Below are 20369 nucleotides of genomic sequence, written 5' to 3'. Positions count from 1 at the left end.
TTCCAATACAGCTACGTGACGATCAATCCCCGGTCGCCTCCGGTTCATGCGACGCCAACCGCGCCTTCGCGTGGCGCATCTTCTCAAGCGTCTTCGGACCGGCTTTAAGCGCGACGCCGATCGCGAGCGCGTCCATGATGCACAGATGCACGAGCCGCGACACGCCCGGCGTATTCGGATCGATCGGGCTCGGCACGCGCAGCAGCAGCGGAATATCGACTAGCCACGCCAGCCGCGAACCGACGTTGGTCAGCGCAATGGTGGTCGCGCCGCGCTCCTTCGCGATCTGTATGCTCTCATTCACTTCGACGCTGCGGCCCGAATGCGAAATGGCGAATGCCACATCGCCCGGCTCCATCAGCCCCGCGTAAAGACGCTGCAAATGACCGTCCGTAAAAGCAGTCGACGCAATGTCGAGCCGCAGAAAGCGCAACGCCGCGTCTTGCGCCACGAGGCCCGACCCCGAGCCGACGCCGAAGAAGAACACCCGCCCCGCGCTCGACAGCGCCGCGATCGCGCTCTCCACGACCGCGGGGTCCAGCGCGCCGCGGGCATGCGTGATGCCGTCGATGGCCGCTTCGCCCACCTTGTCCATCAAGGTCTGCACGTCGTCGTCGCGCGCCACCGCGGTCGACGCGTACGGCATGCCGCCCGCCACGCTCTGCGCCAGTTGCATCTTGAAGTCGCGCAGACCATGCGCCCCGATCGCGCGGCAAAACCGCGTGACGGAGGGCTCGGACACGTCGGCGCGCTGCGCGAGTTCGGTGATGCTCGCGCGCATGGCGAAGTCGACGTCGCTCAGCACCATATCGGCGACCTTGCGCTCGGCAGGCCGCAAATTCGCCAACGCGCTGCGAATGTGGGGAATCAAGTTCGGTGCGGACACCCGGTGTTCCTTAAAAGCGCCCTCAGACCTGTCGCTTCGCGCCGGCCGCCGAAGGGGACTTCCTTCGGGGCGGTGGACGTCCTGCGGAGCGGAAAACGTGGGACGTCCCGGCGTTTTCGTACGGGTTAAATGAATCCGCGTCGCGGTTGCCGTTGCGGCCGGAACCGGAATCGGAACCGGACGGCAACACGCGGCTCAGACCAGCCTGCGTCCACTCTCCGTATCGAACAGATGAATATGTTCCGCCGGCAAACGCAGCGCGATACGTTGGCCAGGCTCGATTTTCGAGCGCTGGCGCGTCGTCACGCACCACGTGCTGCCGCCTATTTTCCCGTACAAGTGGGTCTCCGCGCCAGTCGGCTCGACCACTTCGACTTCCATCGTGGCGTCCGGCGTCTGCGCCATGGTCTCGATGTGTTCGGGGCGCACGCCGAGCGTGACTTTCGCACCGACTGCCGCCGAAGCCGACGCGCCTTCCAGCACGATCTGGCCGCCGCCGGTCAGCTTCAACGTGAGGCCCTGGCCTTGCGCGCCGCTCGCCACCACGCCTTCGGCAAAATTCATCGACGGCGAGCCGAGGAAGCTCGCGACGAACAGATTCGCCGGACGGTCGTACAACTCCAGCGGACGGCCCATCTGCTCGATCCGCCCCGCGTTCATCACGACGATGCGATCGGCCATGGTCATCGCCTCGATCTGATCGTGCGTGACGTAGATCACCGTATTCTTCAGGCGCTGATGCAGCGCCTTGATTTCAGTGCGCATCTGCACGCGCAGCTTGGCGTCGAGATTGGACAGCGGCTCGTCGAACAGAAACAGCGACGGCTCGCGCACCACCGCGCGGCCCATCGCCACGCGTTGCCGCTGGCCACCCGAGAGCGCGCGCGGCAAGCGGTCCAGATAACCGCTGAGATTCAGCATCTTCGCGGCGGCTTCGATTCTCGGTTTGAAACTCGCCGACGATTCCTTGCGAATGCGCGGTCCGAAGGCGATGTTTTCGTAGACCGACAAGTGCGGATAGAGCGCGTAGCTCTGGAACACCATCGAAATATTGCGCTGCTGCGGCGCGAGCGTGTTCGCCCGCGTGCCGCCAATCATCAGATCGCCGCCGCTGATCTCTTCGAGGCCGGCCACCATCCGCATCAACGTGCTCTTGCCGCAGCCCGACGGACCGACCAGCACGACGAACTCGCCGTCGTCGATGTCGAGATCGATGCCGTGCACGACTTGCGTGTCGCCATAGCGTTTGAAGATGCCGCTTAGTTGCACTGCTGCCATGCTGTCCTCATCGTCTTGCTTCGTTGACTCGACCGGGAGTTGCGGGTTTTTGTTCGGGTGTCGCTGTGTTCAGATCTGTTCTAGCGTCAGTTCTTCCGCCATCAAACGATTGCCCGCCATCAGACCGCCGTCCACCGGCAACGCGACGCCGGTAATCACGCGCGCCATCGGCGACGCGAGAAACTGCACGGCGTCGGCAATGTCGTCGGGCGTCGCGAAGTCGCGCAACGGGTACCACTTCTTCAGATCCTCGAACACTTGCGGGTTCTTGTCGACGCGCGCCTGCCATGCCTGGGTCTTCACCGTGCCCGGACACACGATGTTGGCGCGAATGCCATAGCGGCCGAGTTCCATGGCCAGCGCTTTCGTGTAGCTGATCAAGCCGGCCTTTGCCGCGCTATACGCGGGGTGCCCGAGCGCGGCCATGCCGTTCACCGAACCGATCAGCACCAACGCGCCGCACCGGCGTTCGATCATCGACGCCCGCACCGCTTCCACCGTGTGATACGTGCCGTTCAGATTCAGATGAATGTCGCGTTGCCAACTCGCGGCGTCGGTGCTGGCAAGCGTCAGGCCTTGCGCAGCGCCGGCGTTCGCAACCAGCACATCCACCGGACCGCGCACCTTGACTGCGGCCGCCACCGCTTGCTGCACCGCGGCGGCGTCGCCGAGATCGACCGCGATCGGCGTGACGTGCGCGTCGCCGAGTTGCGCGGTCAATGCCCGAAGCGCGGCTGCGTCGATATCAAGCGCCAGCACGGTGTCGCCCTGCTCCACGAAACGCCTGCACAACACGCTGCCGATACCGCCGCAAGCGCCCGTTACCAACACCACACGATTCATGTCCGCCTCGCTCATCAACTGGTCATTCGCACCGCATTAGCATGTAAATTTCCTACAAACTCGATGTCGGCCAGTTGTCTAGTCATCCCGAAGATTGGGTATCCGTGACTTCGCGTTACGCAGAATACCCCTGCTTTACAGCATCTTATGCACAAAACCGGCTGCAAAAGAATATGGCAGACCCTACGTGACAAGCTATTTTTCGTCATGTAGGATTTTTTCAAACAATTTAACCCAAAGCGGCCGGCGACGGCAGCAGACCACCCCACCATCATCGGATGGGACCGGAGCCGGCGCTCAAGCGCCAATTCCGATCGACAACAGGAGAGAGAGAATGTCGTTGCATGCCCGTGCTTCCCTCGCGCTAGGCAAAGTTGCCGTGGCGCTCGCGTTTGCAGGTATCGCCGTCGCGGCTCACGCCGACACGGTCCGCGTCACGGTCGCGCACTACAGCGACGCGACCGCGCCGTACTTCGAAAAAATGGCCCGCAACTTCGAGAAGGCCAATCCCGGCACCACCATCAAGATCGAAGACGTGAACTGGGACACGCTGCAACAAAAACTCCAGACGGACATTTCCGGCGGCGCCAATGCCGACCTCGCGATTGTCGGCACGCGCTGGCTGCTCGACTTCGTGAAGGACGACGTGGCCGAACCGCTCGACGGTTACATGGACGCGAGCTTCAAGAGCCGCTTCATCGGTCCGTTCCTCGCACCGGGCGAAATCAACGGCAAGGTGTACGGTCTGCCGATCGCGGCTTCCGCGCGCGCTTTGTACTACAACAAGGATCTGCTGGCGAAAGTCGGCTATCCCGACGGTCCTAAAACGTGGAACGACGTGATCGACGCGTCGAAGAAACTGAAGGCGCAGGGCATTGCCGGCTTTGGCCTGCAAGGCAAGGAAATCGAAACGGACGTCTACTATTACTACGCGCTGTGGACCAATGGCGGCGACGTCGTCGGCAAGGACGGCAAGGCGGCGTTCAATTCGCCGGCCGGTATCAAGGCGGCCACGCTGTACAAGTCGATGATCGATCAGGGTCTCACGCAACCCGGCGTGACCGGCTATAGCCGCGAAGATGTGCAGAACCTGTTCAAACAGGGCCGCGTCGCGATGGTGATCTCCGCGCCGTTCCTGTCGAAGCAGATCAAGAAAGACGCGCCGAACCTGAAGTACGGCATCGATCCGATTCCGATGGGCACGACGCACGCCACGTACGCCGTCACCGATTCGATCGTGATGTTCAAGAACTCGAAGGTGAAGAAGTCGGCCTGGAAGTTCCTCGACTATCTGTTCACGAAGGAACCGCGCGTCGAGTTCTCGACGACCGAAGGTTTCCTGCCGACCACCAAGGCTGAAGCGACCGATCCGGCGTTCAACGATCCGGATACGAAAGCGTTCGTCGCGTTGCTGCCGACGGCGCGCTTCGCACCGACCGTGACCGGCTGGGAAGACACCGCGAAAGCCGTGACCGATGCAATGCAGTCGATCTACCTCGGCAAGGCGAAACCGGCTGACGCGCTGAATGCGGCAGCCACGCAGGCGAACAAGTCGCTCGGTCATTGATCGTGCTTTGATCGCTCGTTCCGATCGCTCGGTTTTGATCGCTGAGTGATCTCGAGGTGATTTGCTGAACACGGAACGCGCGCCGCCATCGTGAAGGCGGTGCGCGTTTCGGTCGTAATGCACTATCCGGCCCATCCCGGCGCGCGCGCGAATGAACGCAAGCGCGTCTTACGATCGAGCACGCATGAGCCGTTCCGCTTCTTCGCGCCTGCAGGCGCCCTGGTTGCTGATTGCGCCGAGTCTGGTACTCGCGCTCTTTATCATCAGCTATCCAATTTTCAACATCGTGTGGCAATCGCTGCACGAGGTCTCGCGTTTCGGTGCGATTCGCGATTTCACCGGCCTACAGAACTTTTATACGATTTTCGACGACCCCGCGTTTCTCGCGGCCGCGCGACGAACCGTTGTGTGGACCGTGTGCGTGGTGGGTGGCACCGTACTCATTTCAGTGCCGGTCGCGCTGATCCTGAACCAGGACTTCTACGGCCGCGGCATAGCGCGCACCATCGTGATGCTGCCGTGGTCCGTCTCGCTGACCATGACCGCCGTGGTCTGGCGCTGGGCCTTCAACGACGATTACGGCATGATCAACGTCACACTGCAAAGGCTGGGGTTGATCAGCGGCCCGATCCATTGGCTCGCGACGCCGGATCTCGCGTTTCCGGTGGAGATCGCCGTCGGCATTCTGGTGTCGATACCCTTTACGGTGACGATTTTGCTGGGCGGGTTGTCCTCCGTGCCTGGCGATATCTACGAGGCGGCACGCATGGACGGAGCGAGCGCGTGGCAGCAGTTTCGCAAGCTGACCATGCCGTTGCTGCGGCCGTTCATCAACATGACGATCCTGCTGAATGTGATCTACGTGTTCAACTCGTTTCCGATCATCTGGGTCATGACGCAAGGCGGGCCCGACAACGGCACGCATATTCTCGTCACTTATCTGTATGAGTTGGGCTTCCGGTTGGGACGTCCCGGTGAAGCCGCGGCGGTGTCGCTGATCATGCTCGTCATGCTGTTCGTTTTCTCGATCGCCTATCTGCGCCTGCAGCCCGCGAAAGAAGGAGATCCGTCATGAGTCTCAGCCTCAAGATGAAGCGCTCGCTGTGGTGCTGGCTCGCGCTGTCGCCTCTGGTTGTGGTGGTGTTGTTTCCGTTTGCCGTGATGCTGTTCACGGCATTGAAACCGGCCACGGAGATTTTTGTTTATCCGGCGCGCTGGTTGCCCGTTCATTGGCAATGGAGCAATTTCGTCGACATGTGGCAAGCGGCGAATTTCGGCGTGGCGTTACGCAATAGCACGGTGATCAGCTTGCTCTCGACCGCGCTCGCTTTGGCCGTGAGCTTGCCCGCCGCGTATGCGCTAGCCAGATTTCCGTTTCGCGGACGCGGTTTGTATCGACAGTTCCTGCTCGTCACGCAGATGTTGTCGCCCATCCTGCTCGTGGTGGGTTTGTTCCGCCTCGCCGCGATGATCCCTTATGGCGACGGCAATCTGGTCGACTCGAAGATCGGCGTGATCGTCTCTTATGCGGCGTTCAATATTGCTTTCGCCGTATGGATGTTGTCCTCGTACTTTCAGACGGTGCCGCGAGACCTGGAAGAGTCGGCGTGGCTCGAAGGATGCGGACGCACCAAGGCCGTCTTCAAGGTCTTCCTGCCGCTCGCCGTGCCCGCGATCGTCGTAACCGCCATCTTCACGTTCATCAACGCGTGGAATGAGTTTGCCGTGGTGTATACGCTGATCCGCTCGCCAGAGAACAAGACGCTCACCGTGCAGGTGACCGATATGGTGGCGGGCAAGTACGTCGTCGAATGGCATCTCGTGATGGCCGCGACCTTATGCGCGACGCTACCGGTTTCGATCGTGTTTGCGTGGTTGCAGCGATTCCTGGTGAAGGGTTTGGCGCTCGGAGCCGTGAAGTAAATTGGCGGGCGCGCTGGCCATTGCGAACGCGCCCGCTCGACTACACTTGAACGCCGTCGCACCCTGAATTTCGAATTAAATTAGGGTGCGAATTCAATAAAATATAGAATAAAAAAGTACCGCAACACGAATTATCTGTTCGCACCCCATTCTATTTTTATAAATTCAAATAGCACGCTACTATTTATATTAATAATATTAAATAGCGCACTTCTCGACGGAATGTCAAACACCCCCAATCTGCTGACAAATCAAAGATTTACGTTTTCCCGCCGATCGTGAGGAAGAGATTTTCCTCTGCGGGGCATCTGGTTAGTCATAAGCCGCCTCATACGGCGGATTCTCGGCATTATCACTTATCGTCTCGAATTCCCGCCACGTTGCACTGGTGAAACGTTTATAATTCCTCTGCCGAAAGCATCTGTAAGTAATACCAGATGCACGAGAAAGCACACCAGTGTCGGCAATAATTGCATTGGTGCAGGTTGCGCGAGGTTGAGCGTCACGTCTGATCTTTGGGCGCGCCTCAATTACCGTCGCACCGCTGCGTTCGTATCGGCGCCAGGCCGTCAGTTGCGAAGGAATGGGACTTAGCTGGAACATCAGCTCTCCTGATTTCCTTCGTTGCGCGTGCCTACCAGAAATTTGTTTTCACATTCACGGCGCGCTGCTGTATCAACGCGAGCCTTGCCAAAGTTTTACGAGTCACGTCATCGGCATGTCATCAGTGATTGTGTCGTTTATCCGGTCGCGCGTTCGCGAGTCGGAGGACGCCGGCTGGGAAGTCGACTGAGCTTTCACGCAACGAATGGGTACGCTGAAGCGCTGCTACATGCCGCGCTCGATGCGTGGCGTTGCCTATTCAAAAGTGTGACCAGCGAGAGCGCTCTATCAAGTGAGTCTTTCGTAGTTAATAGTAAGTATTCCGTAATATAAACGCCGGCCGACATTTGATTGATTGTTCAGCATTCAATCGCCTGACAGGTCGTCGCACGAACGGCTGTCTAAGGGCTCTCGTTCTCATAACAACGGCGCGCTCGAGCGCTGGCGTCATCAGCAATGAACGCGGTTTCGGCGCGTTCTCTGGTTGACCTCTCTCTGTAGTCATAACGCCAACGCGGACGACTTTGATCGATCTTGCTGATTCCTCGGGGAAAACCTGCTTTTAGCGATACACGGACAATGATGAGATATTGGAAACTTCTAGGCGTTGCCTCGGCAACGGTGTTGGCATCGTTTGGCGCGGAAAGCGCGCAGGCCGCTCAAAGCGGCACCATCACTGTGTCGGGCCAGCAGTACAAGCTGTGCGGACAAGAGAACGGCAACTGCTCGTTCCTCGGCACGGGCTCTGTGGTGTTCGGCGCGGTACCGCCTAATTCGCCGTCGGTCATGCTGACGGCGCCGAAGACCTTTAGTAATGGCGTCGGCTGCTATGTCGGCGCGGTTTCGCAGACCGATCCCGCCTATGGTTACGGCAAGTCGTGCTGGGTGAAGGCAGTCGCCGCTACGCCGACGCCGACACCAACGCCGGCACCTACCCCGGCTCCGGCTCCCACGCCCACACCGACTCCCACGCCAGCTCCGACGCCGACGCCGACGCCGACGCCGACTCCTGCGCCCGCACCGGCTCCAGCCCCCGCGCCCGCGCCCGCTCCGGCCCCGGCTCCGACGCCTACCCCAACGCCGACACCGACGCCCACTCCGTCGCCGGCACCGGGCAGCTCCACGCTTTCGTGCAGCACGCCGACGCAAGCGGCAGGCGGCACCGCCAACGGCGTGATCAGCGCCGACACGCCGACCACCGACGGCATGCGCATTTTCCAGAACAACGCAGCATTCAAGCTCGCGATCACGACGAACGTCCCGAGCGCGGACACGGTCGTCTGGTCCGTCGCGGACTCGAACGGCGCGATCAAATCGCAAGGCAGCTTCGCGGTTAAATCCGGCGTGCAGACCAGCACGATTCCGTGTACCTCGACGTGGTCAGGCTACGGCGCGCTCACCGCGACGCTGCGCTCGAACGGCGGCACGTTGCCGAGCAGTGGTACGCGTCCCACGGGCATCGCAACGTTCGGCGTGTTGCCGAACCTGAGCTCGGCACTGGGCACGGTTAGCTACGCTCATCAGGACCAGCATCGCTTCGGCATGCAGGGTTTCAACGGCAACATCGCCGCATTGCACGATCTGGGCATTACGTGGACGATCGACGATCGCGAGCAATCGGCCATGGAACCCAACGGTCCGAATACGTACACGCCGAGCGTGAGCGACCTCGATCCGTTCTACAAGGCCAATCCGGATCAGATGCGTATCGTGCGTCTCGACGGCATCCCGGCATGGGATTCGAAGACCGGCCAGTTCAACGACAGCTACTACGCGCCGTCGAACATGACCGAGTTCCAGGGCTTCATGGCCAAGGTCGGCACCGACACGAGCCAGATCCGCGCCGCGAACTATCCGAACCAGCAGAGCAACTACTATCAGGTGACGTGGGAACCGAGCCTCGGCTGGGCCGATAGCGACGCGAATTTCGTCGCCATGTACAAAGCAGCGTATCAAGGCATTCACTCGACCGATCCGAACGCTGTCGTGATGGGCACCGCGAACCCGTTCGCGTCGAACTGCGACACGTGTACCACCGGCTATCTGCAGAAGTACGGCGCACTGGGTCTGTGGAATTACATCGACGCGGTTGCCACGCATGGCTACTGGAACGCGGGCACCTATCCGGCGCATCCGCCTGAGTTGCAGGATTCGGACCCGAGCACGGCGAATCAGGCCAACGCGCTCGACAATCAGATGACGCAACTGCGCGCAGTGATGCAGGCGGGCAAGCCGAATATGAAGCTCTTCTTCACCGAAGCCGGCGTGAGCTACGATCCGGGCCTTAACTACGGTCCTACTGTCCCGTCGCAGAACCAGTTGTTTGCGCAAGCAGCAGTGGGCGTGCGGGCACACATCATCGTGCTGGGCGGCGGCGCGCAACTGACGACGCTGTTCTACGGTCCGGACTATCCGGGTGAAGTCGGTTACGGTACGTTCTTCGACCTGAACGACGCACAAGGCGCATTCGGTGCGACGAACCTGTCGCCGAAGCCGGAAGCCATGGTGTTCGCGACGATGACGCGCGCGCTTGACGGTACGAATACGCTGGGTCGTGTGAACGGCACGCCGCAAGGCACGTATGCGTACTCTTTCCAGCAACTCGGCAACGGCAAGGTCGTGACCGCGGCATGGGCGCACAGCAATGCACAATGGCCGACGAGCGCCGGCGTATATAGCCAGAGCTACTCGACCAGCTACAAGCTGACGGTGGACAACGCCGGCACGTCGGGCAATGTGACGGACATCGACGGCTACGGCAACATGACCACGCTGCCCTACACCAACGGCCAGGTCACGCTGACGCTCACCGAAGTGCCGCAGTACATCGTGTCGAGCAACGCAACGGTCGCCAAGGCCAATTCGACTGTTCCGGTCGGATACACCGGTCAATAAGCTGACCGACAACCAGGTCGACAGTCATTGAAGACCTCGGACGCGCCGCCGCTCACCGCGGCGGCGCATCGATAGAGCGAGTCAGGCGTCTCCCGCCTGCTCGCTCATTCGTTCAATATTCGCGTTCACCCTCTCCAGCAGTTCAACCAGTTGCGTGACTTCGTCATCACTGAGTCCCGACAACGCGTCTTCACTTCCCGCAAACAGAATCGCCCGCGCTTTCGGCAAGCGTTTTTCCGCATCGGCCGTTAGTGAAATCAACCGGCTGCGTTTGTCCGCAGGATCGGGAACCCGATCGACGATCTCGTCGCGCTCCATACGGCTCAGCAACTGGGCCATGGTGGGCTGCTCCACTCTCGCGAGCCTTGCCAGTTCAGACTGAGGCAACGCCTTGCCCCCTTTCAACGCATTCAGCACGGGAATCTGTCCAACGGCGAAACCGAGCTGGCGCAACTGCGCGTCGAAGATGCGCGTGAAGCCACGGTTGATCAAACCGATCAGCGGCATGGGATTGGAAAGCTGTTTTCTGACCGGCATCGCATTCCTCTTGACGAAACATAGGTGCCTATGTTTAAACTACATAGGCACCTATTATATATCCGGAGCCGGTTCATGAATGCATTCCCTCGTATCGCGATTGTCGGCGGTGGCCCCGGCGGCTTGACGTTAGCGCGCATTCTGCATTGCCAGGGCATTGCGTCGACCGTGTTCGAGCGTGAGGCCGGCCCGGATGTTCGCCCTCAAGGCGGAACGCTCGATCTGCACGACGAGTCCGGCCAACTGGCACTGCAGCGCGCCGGACTCGACGCGGAGTTTCAGCGGATTGCGCGGTACGACGATCAAGGGTCGCGCCTATTCGACAAAACGGGCGAGCTGCTGTTTGAAAGCGCCGATACGACGAGCGGCAATCGTCCCGAAGTCGATCGCAGCGAACTGCGTCGTATCTTGCTCGATTCGCTGCCGCCCGGCTGCGTGCGTTGGAATAGCGAGTTGCGCGAGCTGCGCCAACCCGACGAAGGCGCGTGGCAGTTAAGCTTTTCCGATGGTCACGAGGTTTGCGCCGATCTGGTCGTGGGTGCGGACGGCACGTGGTCGCGCGTGAGGCCACTGCTGTCTCACTACAAGCCGCAGTACAGCGGATTGATGTTCATCGAATTCGGTATCGACGATGTCGACGCCAGTCATCCCGATGTCGCGAAGCTGGTAGGCCGCGGCAAGATGGAGGCACTCGGCGATGCCCGTGCGCTGATCGCGCAGCGCAACGGCAACGCGCACATTCGTGTCTATGCGATCTTTCGCGTCCCGCAGGAGTGGGCGGCCGAAACATTCGACTTCTCATCGCCCGCAGCAATACGACACGACCTGCTCAACCAGTTCGACGGATTCGCCGACGAAATTCTCGCGTTGATTCATGCGAGCAACGACCACTTCGCAGCGCGGCCGATTTACGCATTGCCGGTTGGACACCGCTGGACGAATCGGTGCGGTCTGACGCTGATCGGCGACGCAGCACATGTGATGTCGCCCTTTGGCGGCGAAGGCGTGAACGCCGCGATGCTGGATGCGGCCCAGCTCGCCCGCGCTCTAAGCGACGGTGTCGATTGGAAAGCGGCCGTGTCGGCGTACGAAACGCAAATGTTCGAGCGTGTCGTTGAGCCCGCCACTTTTTCGGCTGAGGCCGCTGCAGTGCAGTTGTCCCACGACGGTCTCGCGCACGCGCTAAGGCATCTTCGAATGCACGAGAGCGAAGCGCGCGATGAAGCGATCAAGCGGGCATCGCAGATGAACTGACCAACAATCACGCCCACCAATAGATCGATTTTCGCTTTCCATATACGCAGACTGCGCAATGCATGATGCGGACCGATGCTGTCCGACGCAAAAGCGCCGCTACGACATCGACCTCGTACTTTCGAGCATGAGAATCACGCGTTTTCATCGATCGATAGCAGATTTAATTGATTGATCCAGGGCGCATCCCTGCCATAGATTCGACCTGTGCGTCGCCAACCTTGGCGATGATCCGCCGGAGTCTGCTCCGGTTTGCGAACGAACAGGGAGTCGACATGAGCGAGCGTCAGGAAGAGTTGAAATTTGCGTACTGGGTGCCGAACGTCAGCGGTGGTCTGGTGGTCAGCACGATCGAACAGCGCACCGACTGGAGTGTTGAGTACAACCAGAAGCTCGCGCAAACCGCCGAGCGCGCCGGCTTCGACTACGCGCTGAGTCAGATTCGTTTTACAGCGGGCTACGGCGCCGACAACCAGCACGAATCCGTGTCGTTTAGCCAGGCCTTGCTGCATACAACGACGAAACTGAAAGTACTCGCCGCGATCCTGCCGGGTCCGTGGAGTCCCGCAGTGGTCGCGAAGCAGATCGCCACGATCGATCATATTTCGAACGGGCGCATCGGCATCAACGTGGTCAGCGGTTGGTTCAAAGGTGAGTTCACTGCGATCGGCGAACCGTGGCTGGAACATGACGAGCGCTATCGTCGCTCACGCGAATTCATCGAGGCGCTCAAAGGTATCTGGACGCAGGATAACTTCACCTACCGCGGTGACTTCTATCGCTTCAACAACTACACATTGAGTCCGAAACCAGTACAAAAACCGTATCCGGAGATCTTCCAGGGCGGCAGTTCGCGCGCAGCCCGCGATAACGCGGCGAGCGTCTCCGACTGGTACTTCACGAACGGCAATACGCCTGAGAATCTCAAGCTGCAGATCGACGACATACAGACGAAGGCGGTGAAGAACGACCACAAGGTGCGCATTGGTGTGAACGCGTTCGTGATTGCACGCGATACCGAGGAAGAAGCGCGCGCTGTGCTTGACGACATCATCGCCCACGCGCACGTGGAAGCCGTTCACGCTTTCGGCGACGCGGCCAGACAGGCAGGCAGTGCATCTCCTGAAGGCGAAGGAAACTGGGCGAAGTCGACCTTTGAGGACCTGGTGCAGTACAACGACGGCTTTCGCACCAATCTGATCGGCACACCGCGTCAGATTGCAGAGCGCATTATCGAACTGAAAGCGGTGGGGGTTGACCTCATATTGGCTGGGTTCCTGCATTTCATCGAGGAGGTCGAGTACTTTGGGCAGAAAGTACTGCCGCTCGTGCGCGAACTCGAAGAAGCCGCGCTTCGTCGCAAGGCAGCTTGATGCGGTAGTGGCCGCACCGCCGACTATGTTTCAGAACATCACGCGGGCTTCACGCCCGCGTAGCGTATTCCTCTGTGCGTCATGAACCAGGTGAACCAGACGGCCGGGTCTCGCGTATGATGGAGCGACGTCTCAAGCGCTCGTGCCTGCGATCATCCACCCTCAGGCGCGAACCCTTCCATTGCGCCTTACGCAGTCGTTACTGCGATCGAGGTGCGGCTTCTGCCCTACTATGACAGCCAGCCCGTCCCCTTACAATTCCCAGTTCATTTCATGCGTCATCTGCGCGTATAACGAAGCGCCACGGATTGCAAAGGTACTCGCCGTGGCCGCGGTCCATCCTGCGTTGGGCGAAGTCATTGTCGTCGACGACGGTTCCGACGACGGCACGGCGGATATCGTCAAACAGTTTCCCTCTGTGCGTCTGATCATGCGCGGCGTGAATGGCGGCAAGAGCGCGGCAATGGTGGACGGTATCGCCGCGGCGCAAGGCGACCTGCTCATGCTGCTCGATGCCGATCTGAAAGGCCTCGCCGCCGAGCATATCAGCGCACTGGCGGCGCCCGTGCTCAAAGGGCGTGCGGATGTCAGCATCAGCCTGCGGCAAAACAGCCTGACGCTGTTTCGCGCTATCGGGCTCGATTTCGTTTCAGGGGAACGTGTCGTTAAAAAGGCCTTGCTGCATGCGGCCCTCGAACAGATTCAGGCGCTCCCACGCTTCGGCATCGAAGTATTCATGAACCGCCTGATCATAGAGCGGCGTCTGCGAATCGCGGTGACGCACTGGCCCCATGTGACCCAGGCCCGCAAGACCGAAAAGCTCGGCTACTGGCGTGGTGTTCGCGCCGAATGGCGAATGATCGCCGACCTGCTGAAAGCGGTTTATCCGCTCGCATTGATCACGCAGACGGTTCGATTGCTACAACTGCGAATCCGCCACGGACGAGCTTCTTTCGCGACACGCATGAAAGGAACGCCGGATAGTTCGCAGTAGTCTGCGGATTCTCTACGGCATGCCGCTTCTCCGAAACGCCGCGTGACGTTCAACTCCGTCTATTAACACGTGCCAGCGCCAGGGCAAGCATGCCGATGGCGCCCAGCACGAGAGGACAGAACAGCGTCGCGAAACGCCACAGTATGAGTGCCGCCCCAACCGCGGCATGCGGCACCCACGCGCCGAATGCGGCGGCGAGACCGAGGTCGCCGCCACCTCCACCGGCCGGAATACCGGTCCACAGCGCCGCGTGCAAAACCAGCGCCTGAACGGCCACGACGAAACCCGGCGGCAACGAATAACCCTGTTCGAGCAGAATGAACCACAATGCGCCGTAACGCAGCAGCCATTGCGTCGTTGTCAGAAGAAGCAAGGCACCGAGCCGCCAGCGCGACCCCGATAGCAGATGCCGCCATTCATCGCGCACATTGGCGACGAAAGCCGTCCATCGCGCAGGCGGCCAGCTCGGCATACCAACACGCCTGATCGCGCCGCCCGCACTCTCCGCGAGTTTTCGCCGGCACGTCCAGATTACGCAGGCCACCGCAATAGCCCCGATCGATGCGCCCGCCACGATATGCAAGGACTTCGGCGTAATCAACCCGGCAATCAGGCCAATGCACGACACGAACGAAACGGGCACCGCGACGGTGAAGAACGCGAGGTCGAGCGCCTGATCGCCACTCACTACGGTAGTGGCCTGCGTCCACGAAGCGCCAGCGCGTTGCAACAGGCCGAGATTTACGCCATATCCCGCTGCGCCGAACGGAGAACTGAGAAACGCCGCGTCGGTAATAAAGGTAATGGCGAGCGTGCGCCGGAATCGTATGCGAAGACCCAGAGCCGTTTGCATCAACTGCTGTTTGCCGGCCTTGGCGGCGGCACTCACGAATGCGCTCGCGGCCAGCATAACGATCAAACGGGTCGACGCCGACTGAAGTCCGGCCAACGTCGCATGAACACCCAGCAGGAACGGCGCACCAATCGCAAACACGACGCCCACTATGGCAAGAAGTACGGTCACACCGAATGCGAGCGGCTTCGTCAAGAGAGCGTCCGTGGCAACGCCATTGGATGAATAGCGTTTATTACGCGAGCGATCCGGCGCGGCCGGCTACGAGCACCCATGCTTCAGCGCTTCAGCATCGCGCGGGCCGCTTTCGCGGCGCCCGGGCGGCCCATATCCACCGCGACGAAATGCGCGATCTTGCGCTCGCCGAGGTCGACCGCGACGTAGTCGTTCGGCGCTTTCGCGGTAAGGCCATCCGACGCCGAATGGTATTCAATGCGCAGTTGTGAAGCGGTAACGACGAGCCGCAGATAACCGTAGTTGGTGTCGTCGTAATTCTCGAGCACCACCACGTCGTTTTTCGCCGATGCCGCCTGCAAAATCTGCGGCGCGCGAATCGGTGCAGTGCCACTCGGCGCCAGTTTGATCAGGCCATGGCCCCCGTTACCGCACACAATATAGGGAATCTGCGTGCCATCCGCGCGACGGGTCCGTGTGAGGCGCTGATAGTTATGCGCATGCCCGGAAAGAAACGCATGCGGCCAAACGCCATTGGCTTCACAGACCTCATCGATCTGTTGCAGCATCGCGGTACTCGAGCCGTGGCCGCCCGCGCAATAGGGCGGATGATGATCGGCAATCAACAACGCACCCGTGAATTTTTCCGCTTTCACGCGTTTGAGCGCGGCGTCGAGGTAGTCGAGCTGACTGCGCCCAATGTGCGGATCCGAAATCACACCCGGGTCTTCGAGCGTATTGCTGTAGATCACCAGCACGCGCACGAACGGCGCCTCGAACGTAAAGAACACGCCGGGCTGAATCTGCGCGGTACGCGACAGACCACCGGCCTCCGGCGTCACAACGAAGTCTTCCGCGCAGAAGTTGCGCAGAAATGCCGCGAGACTCTTTGCATGCGCCTCGGGCGAGACCATGCCGTCGTGATTGCCCGCGCATGCCAGAATCGGTGCGGGATAGTTTCGATAGGGCTCATAAAACTGATCGTAGTAGTACTTGCTCTCGCCGAAGCTGTAGACCACATCGCCGAGTAACAGCGCGAACTGCGGGACCTCCGCAGCGTTCGGCTCGGCGAAGTCGGCCGTCATCTTGTCGGCGACTTCATTCTGCGTGGCGGGTCCCGTTGTGTTGCCGCAATCACCGAGTGCGTGAAAGACGAGCTGTCCCGACGCCGTTACGGTATCGACCGCGCCGGTATTACCGCCAAACACCTCGGCGAGCGACAGTTGCGGTTCGACGCCACCGCGCGGCGCGGGAAACGGCAGCGGAAAGAGCTTGTGCTCGGCGTTGAGTTTATCAATCTCTTTGTACGCCGCGTCGTCCGATGGATGAGAAACGCGGAACACAGTCGGGTCGGCGGTCGGTTGCGGCTGCGCGAACACGGGATGCGTCAGCGCGCGATCGCGCAGCGCGACGGAGGATGCATCGGCATTGCCCGGCTGAGGCACAGGCACGGCAGCCGCCGCCTTGCCTTCGCGCGCCTCCTTTCGCTTCGCTTTCTTGCCGCTGTCTTTCGTTTCGCTCTTCTTCGACTCGCGTTTTGCCGGCATGTGCGCCTCTTTCAAACTGATCGGTCGGGAATCTGGCAGGCAACGATATCCGTTGCAAACGTAGAACCTTACGACACACGCGTGTCGGAAAAGTGTCCGATCGAAGGCAAAAAGGGAGAGCACACCATTCAACACCGGCAGCGTTGAGCGCGCGGCGCGTTAGCAGGAATGCGCGTTCGTCGCGGCGGCCATGTACTGACTTGAATTTGTCACACACGCCCGTTATTTTTCAAGCGTAATTTACGACGTCGTCGCGCCCAGCAGAACCATGCTGTGGATGCCGGCTAAAGCCTGCTGCCACGCGTCGCTATTTCGTTCCGCCTGGCCGTTTTCGAATAGCGGCTTCAACAGCGCCAGCAGATCTTTCGACTGCGATGAACTGGAAGGTGTGGTCACATCGGAAACCAGAACGCCCCGCACGTATTCGGATTGACGCGTCGATTGACTCGACGACTGATTCAATGACGCGCTCAGCAACTTGCCCTTTTCAGTGGCGATCTGGGTGGTGCTGTCGGCGTCGTCGTTGATCTGCATGTAGTCATAGTTCTGCGAGGTCTTCGACGTGTTGAGCACCGGCGCACCGGTTCCCGCGAGCGCCTGGTGATAGCTCGCGCTCAGATGCGATTGCTGAGTTTGCGAGATCGTGCCCTTCAGAAAATTGCCTTCGCTGCTGGTGCTTTGCGATAGCTGATACGCGAATGCATCGACCTCGCCCAAACGGAACGGATTCGACGACACCGGCGTTTCGGTAACCGAAGCGCTGAAATCGGCGAGGCCTGTCAGCATCGCGTGGTCCGACTGCGCGAGCCAGGGCGCGTAGGCCGTGCCGGCGAGTTGTTGCGACGGTGTTCCGTCACTGCTGTTCATTTGCGAGAACGCGTCTTTGAACATGCTCATCAACGCCGCGTTGCCGTGACCGCGTGCGGTGGCATTGTCGATCTGCTTCAGATAGCTTGCAATGGCCTGGCTGCGCTGCGCGTCCGAGCCCCACAGCGCGGAATTGCTGGTATCGACGTCGACGTTCATCTTGCCCGCCGCGCCCGAGATACTCAGGGTTCTGGCGGTGCTGCTGGTAGAGAAATCGACCGCCAGATTGTTTGGCCCGTCGTTGGTGACATTGAACTGCAACTTCACCGATGACAACACCGACGGGTCCGTGTCCATCAAACCACTAAGGTCGATCGTGGGCGGTACGGCGCTCAGGCCGTTGATAGCCTGCTGAAAACCATCGGCCATTTTGGCCAATGCGCTGCGCTCGGCATCGCTGAGCTTGCCGCTGCTGTGCATGCTGACCGCGAGTGTGCCGCCGCCGCTATCCAGTGCGATATCCACTTCGACGCCGCTTGCGGTCTTAACCGTCAGTTTGATATCGCCTTGCGGACCCTGTGTCGATTGATCCAGGCCAGCGATCCCGCCTGTCGACGCGACATTGACCGATTGCGAGAAGTCGCTGCCCGTCGTCTTGAAGCGATCCAGCAGCGCACTGCCCAAGCCATAGAACTGACCGGAAATGGACTGCGACATGTCATTGCCCGCCATCGCCAAGGTCACGGCATCCGAGCTGTTTTGAGCCCATGTGACCGTTGACGCAGCGTTCGCGAGTTTGCCCTCTGGCGTATAGACCACAGGTGCATCGACGCCAATCATCGACGGGATCGTCACGATGGTCGACGCGGAGGTCATGACCGATTCCTGCGAAGCCGTCGCGCTCACGGAGGCCACGCTAGCGGTCGCATTCGATAACGGCGTCACTGTAAGTGCTGGCAGTGCATTCAACGGCGACAACGTGGTCATATCGAGCGGGCCTTATTTCCTGGTATGGGATAGAGGACGTCCGGCCGACATCCGCTTTGTCAGTCGCTATATCGGCAGTCGATACAGGATCTTTATATGTCTGACGAATGTTATGCGAGATAACTTGGATTAAAGCTTTGGAACTACGTAACGGCGTAGCGAATGACACATTGTGGGATCCTGCTTACCCAGGTTGCTTATCCGGGCTACGTCGCAGGATCCTGTGTGCGCACTATTCAGCTACCGAAGTACAGATTGCAGTAGCTGACCGGCCCGACACAACCCGCGTTCATCGTCGTATGTACCGGACGGCCGGACGACGAGCTGCCGTTCTGAGCCACACCGCCATACGACGATTGCGTCGCTTGCTGCGGGTCTTGCGCGGCAACCTTCGCTTCGGCTGCCTGAATGTCGGCGGGGTAGGTGGCGTCGTCGCTCGTTGACGGGTTGTAGCCAGCCTGTTCGACACGTACCAGGTCGGCGCGCACTTCAGCGCGCGTCACCGGCGCATTCGATTGTGCGAAGCTGAGAACAGGGGTAGCCAATGCGCCAGCGGCGAGAGCGAAACAAACGAGAACGTTTTTCATGATTCAGTTTCCTTTATGACTTGGTGAATTAGAGGGCAACGATTGCCCGAATGAAGTTGATACGTTAGCTACCGAAGTACGGCGTGCAGTAACCTGCGGGGCCGACACACTGCTGCGTTTTTGTGTGGGCGACTTCCTTCGCGGAAGCTGGCGTCATGACGCCAGCCGAAGCAGCGAAGACCAGCGCGAGAACGATAAAGAGTTTTGCTTTCATCTGTATGCCTAACTAGTTTGAGATTGAAGAGTCCTATCTGCGTGCTTGAAAATACCTCCTCGCCCGCTTACCGCTGCGTACTGCTTGCGAGGCGAAGGCACCGTCTCTGCCCTGGTGCCTTCGTTCGCGGCGCTTGTGTTTGCCGCCGTCCATACAAGGGCAAACACATCGAATCGCTGCTTATTCCAATTATTTTCTTGCCGACGAAATGACCCGAACCTTACATTCCCCTGAACAGGTGGGTGTACAGGCGACTAACAACCAGCCGGGTCGGATTGCCGCGCAGGGTTAGCGTCAATTTCCCCGCCTCGTCCCGCTGGGCGGTCTCGATAGCCTCGCAGCGCACCACGGCGCCACGGTGGATCTGCCAGAATCGCTGCGGATCGAGTTGCGGCAACAGTTCGCGCAACGACACGCGGATCAGATGCTCGCGTTCAGCGGTCACGACACGAATGTATTTATCGGCAGCTTCGAAGAAGAGAATGTCGTCGATCGGGACCATCGTGATCGTATTCCCGGCGCTCGCCTGAATCACTCGCAGCGGCGCCGCGGCCGGCATTCTGCGCGACGGTCCCGGTTGACCGCCGGCCAGCAGTTCGCGCATCTGATCGACAACGGTATTCAGCGAAGCGACCGCCGCTTGTGGCGGTTGGCGGTCTTGCAGGCGCTCTTGCAGACGTGCGCAGGTTTTGGCGAGGCGCTCGGTCTGCACCGGCTTCAGCACATAATCAAAGGCCGAGCGTTCGAATGCCTGCAGCGCATATTGGTCGTAGGCGGTCACGAACACGATCAGCGGAAAGCGCTTGCCGTCGTCGGGCCAGTCTTCGGTCAGCGCCTCGGCGCACTCCAAACCCGTCATACCCGGCATGCGGATATCGAGGAACAGAATATCCGGCTGCAAACTTAGCGCCTGCTCCGTCGCCGTTTCGCCGTCGCCGACACTGGCGACGATCTCCAGATCAGGCCACAGCCTGAGCAATTCGGCTTGCAGGTTGGCGGCCAGCAACGCCTCGTCTTCCGCAATTAAAGCTGTCGTCTTCATGATGG

The 20369-nt window shown here is 60.2% G+C and carries 17 protein-coding genes; 7 read left to right on the top strand and 10 right to left on the bottom strand.

Going from position 1 to position 20369, the window contains the following annotated elements:
• Nucleotides 1-22 precede the first annotated feature (22 nt).
• The 3 genes from HWY05_RS29955 to HWY05_RS29945 form a co-directional block, all read right to left on the bottom strand.
• Nucleotides 23-886: an SIS domain-containing protein gene (locus HWY05_RS29955; protein ID WP_035559958.1), complete on the bottom strand. Its 864-nt coding sequence runs from the start codon at nt 884-886 to the stop codon at nt 23-25.
• Nucleotides 887-1081: 195 nt separating this feature from the next.
• Nucleotides 1082-2164 (bottom strand): sn-glycerol-3-phosphate ABC transporter ATP-binding protein UgpC, encoded by a 1083-nt coding sequence (gene ugpC / locus HWY05_RS29950; protein ID WP_176060580.1) that lies wholly within the window; start codon nt 2162-2164, stop codon nt 1082-1084.
• Between the two features lie 69 nt (nt 2165-2233).
• Nucleotides 2234-3007 (bottom strand): SDR family oxidoreductase, encoded by a 774-nt coding sequence (locus HWY05_RS29945; protein ID WP_176060645.1) that lies wholly within the window; start codon nt 3005-3007, stop codon nt 2234-2236.
• Between the two features lie 334 nt (nt 3008-3341).
• Between HWY05_RS29945 and HWY05_RS29940 the strand changes: the two genes are divergently transcribed.
• The 3 genes from HWY05_RS29940 (at nt 3342) to HWY05_RS29930 (ending at nt 6497) form a co-directional block, all read left to right on the top strand.
• Nucleotides 3342-4574, top strand: a complete 1233-nt coding sequence (locus HWY05_RS29940; RefSeq protein ID WP_035559964.1) for a sugar ABC transporter substrate-binding protein — start codon at nt 3342-3344, stop codon at nt 4572-4574.
• Between the two features lie 184 nt (nt 4575-4758).
• Entirely contained in the window at nt 4759-5649 is an 891-nt protein-coding gene (locus HWY05_RS29935) for a sugar ABC transporter permease (RefSeq protein WP_176060579.1), read from the top strand.
• Complete coding sequence (locus HWY05_RS29930; RefSeq protein ID WP_176060578.1) at nt 5646-6497, top strand: carbohydrate ABC transporter permease; 852 nt, start codon at nt 5646-5648, stop codon at nt 6495-6497. Before HWY05_RS29935 ends, HWY05_RS29930 begins: the two co-directional genes overlap by 4 nt.
• 312 nt (nt 6498-6809) lie before the next feature.
• Here the strand turns inward: HWY05_RS29930 and HWY05_RS29925 are convergent, their stop codons facing one another.
• Complete coding sequence (locus HWY05_RS29925) at nt 6810-7100, bottom strand: hypothetical protein (protein WP_176060577.1); 291 nt, start codon at nt 7098-7100, stop codon at nt 6810-6812.
• Nucleotides 7101-7679: 579 nt separating this feature from the next.
• On the opposite strand from HWY05_RS29925, the gene HWY05_RS29920 reads away from it, so the two are divergent.
• Complete coding sequence (locus HWY05_RS29920; protein WP_176060576.1) at nt 7680-9995, top strand: hypothetical protein; 2316 nt, start codon at nt 7680-7682, stop codon at nt 9993-9995.
• A gap of 81 nt (nt 9996-10076) precedes the next feature.
• On the opposite strand, the gene HWY05_RS29915 is transcribed toward HWY05_RS29920, so the two are convergent.
• Nucleotides 10077-10502, bottom strand: a complete 426-nt coding sequence (locus HWY05_RS29915; RefSeq protein WP_244146734.1) for a MarR family transcriptional regulator — start codon at nt 10500-10502, stop codon at nt 10077-10079.
• Between the two features lie 105 nt (nt 10503-10607).
• On the opposite strand from HWY05_RS29915, the gene HWY05_RS29910 reads away from it, so the two are divergent.
• The 3 genes from HWY05_RS29910 to HWY05_RS29900 all read left to right on the top strand — a co-directional run bounded on the left by HWY05_RS29910 (nt 10608) and on the right by HWY05_RS29900 (nt 14153).
• Nucleotides 10608-11786, top strand: coding sequence for an NAD(P)/FAD-dependent oxidoreductase (locus HWY05_RS29910; RefSeq protein WP_176060574.1), 1179 nt, complete (start codon nt 10608-10610; stop codon nt 11784-11786).
• Nucleotides 11787-12061: 275 nt separating this feature from the next.
• Entirely contained in the window at nt 12062-13159 is a 1098-nt protein-coding gene (gene sfnG / locus HWY05_RS29905; protein WP_176060573.1) for a dimethylsulfone monooxygenase SfnG, read from the top strand.
• Between the two features lie 232 nt (nt 13160-13391).
• Nucleotides 13392-14153 (top strand): glycosyltransferase, encoded by a 762-nt coding sequence (locus HWY05_RS29900; RefSeq protein ID WP_051981047.1) that lies wholly within the window; start codon nt 13392-13394, stop codon nt 14151-14153.
• Between the two features lie 49 nt (nt 14154-14202).
• On the opposite strand, the gene HWY05_RS29895 is transcribed toward HWY05_RS29900, so the two are convergent.
• The 5 genes from HWY05_RS29895 to HWY05_RS29870 all read right to left on the bottom strand — a co-directional run bounded on the left by HWY05_RS29895 (nt 14203) and on the right by HWY05_RS29870 (nt 20364).
• Nucleotides 14203-15201 (bottom strand): flippase-like domain-containing protein, encoded by a 999-nt coding sequence (locus HWY05_RS29895; protein ID WP_035559987.1) that lies wholly within the window; start codon nt 15199-15201, stop codon nt 14203-14205.
• An 83-nt stretch (nt 15202-15284) separates the two neighbouring features.
• On the bottom strand, nt 15285-16727 hold the full coding sequence (locus HWY05_RS29890; RefSeq protein WP_176060572.1) for a metallophosphoesterase: 1443 nt from the start codon (nt 16725-16727) through the stop codon (nt 15285-15287).
• A gap of 240 nt (nt 16728-16967) precedes the next feature.
• Nucleotides 16968-18410, bottom strand: coding sequence for a hypothetical protein (locus HWY05_RS29885; protein ID WP_244146733.1), 1443 nt, complete (start codon nt 18408-18410; stop codon nt 16968-16970).
• 347 nt (nt 18411-18757) lie between these two features.
• On the bottom strand, nt 18758-19108 hold the full coding sequence (locus HWY05_RS29880; protein WP_035559992.1) for a DUF4148 domain-containing protein: 351 nt from the start codon (nt 19106-19108) through the stop codon (nt 18758-18760).
• A 434-nt stretch (nt 19109-19542) separates the two neighbouring features.
• The gene (locus HWY05_RS29870; RefSeq protein ID WP_176060570.1) at nt 19543-20364 is read right to left on the bottom strand and encodes a LytTR family DNA-binding domain-containing protein; all 822 of its coding nucleotides are present in this window, start codon (nt 20362-20364) and stop codon (nt 19543-19545) included.
• Nucleotides 20365-20369 lie beyond the last annotated feature (5 nt).

This window comes from Paraburkholderia sp. BCC1876 (assembly GCF_902833695.1).
Classification (GTDB): Bacteria; Pseudomonadota; Gammaproteobacteria; order Burkholderiales; family Burkholderiaceae; genus Paraburkholderia.
This window is presented reverse-complemented; position numbering and strand designations above follow the sequence as displayed.